This is a genomic window from Streptomyces sp. NPDC023481, assembly GCF_055560195.1.
The window spans coordinates 1-1,280 of sequence record NZ_JBVHJE010000034.1; the positions used below are offsets into that span (position 1 = coordinate 1).

Annotated in this window: 1 rRNA gene (running past one end of the window); it reads left to right on the forward strand. The window is 56.6% G+C overall.

The window, feature by feature from the left end:
- A 23S ribosomal RNA gene (locus tag ACZ3ZD_RS35885) occupies positions 1–1,280 on the forward strand (its annotated part continues 1,270 nt past the right edge of the window); the annotation flags it as partial.

Genomic DNA, 1,280 nt, shown 5'->3' on the forward strand with positions numbered 1-1,280 from the left:
TCTCGTGACTGCGTGCCTTTTGAAGAATGAGCCTGCGAGTTTGCGGTGTGTTGCGAGGTTAACCCGGGTGGGGAAGCCGTAGCGAAAGCGAGTCCGAATAGGGCGATTTTAGTAGCACGCTCAAGACCCGAAGCGGAGTGATCTAGCCATGGGCAGGTTGAAGCGGAGGTAAGACTTCGTGGAGGACCGAACCCACCAGGGTTGAAAACCTGGGGGATGACCTGTGGTTAGGGGTGAAAGGCCAATCAAACTCCGTGATAGCTGGTTCTCCCCGAAATGCATTTAGGTGCAGCGTCGTGTGTTTCTTGCCGGAGGTAGAGCACTGGATAGGCGATGGGCCCTACCGGGTTACTGACCTTAGCCAAACTCCGAATGCCGGTAAGTGAGAGCGCGGCAGTGAGACTGTGGGGGATAAGCTCCATGGTCGAGAGGGAAACAGCCCAGAGCATCGACTAAGGCCCCTAAGCGTACGCTAAGTGGGAAAGGATGTGGAGTCGCACAGACAACCAGGAGGTTGGCTTAGAAGCAGCCACCCTTGAAAGAGTGCGTAATAGCTCACTGGTCTAGTGATTCCGCGCCGACAATGTAGCGGGGCTCAAGCGTACCGCCGAAGTCGTGTCATTCATACAATAGGGCCAACGCCTGTATGGATGGGTAGGGGAGCGTCGTCTGCCGGGTGAAGCGGCACTGGAAGGTAGTCGTGGACGGTTGACGAGTGAGAATGCAGGCATGAGTAGCGATACAAACGTGAGAAACGTTTGCGCCGATTGACTAAGGGTTCCTGGGTCAAGCTGATCTGCCCAGGGTAAGTCGGGACCTAAGGCGAGGCCGACAGGCGTAGTCGATGGATAACCGGTTGATATTCCGGTACCCGCTGTGAAGCGTCAAACATCGAGCATCGTGATGCTAAGGCCGTGAAGCCGTTCCGGACCCTTCGGGGAATGGAAAGTGGTGGAGCCGCCGGACCAAGCGGTTAGTAGGTGAGTGATGGGGTGACGCAGGAAGGTAGTCCATCCCGGGCGGTGGTTGTCCCGGGGTAAGGGTGTAGCCCGAGTGGTAGGTAAATCCGTCACTCATACAGGGTGAGACCTGATGCCGAGCCGATTGTGGTGAAGTGGATGATCCTATGCTGTCGAGAAAAGCCTCTAGCGAGTTTCATGGCGGCCCGTACCCTAAACCGACTCAGGTGGTCAGGTAGAGAATACCGAGGCGTTCGGGTGAACTATGGTTAAGGAACTCGGCAAAATGCCCCCGTAACTTCGGGAGAAGGGGGGCCACGC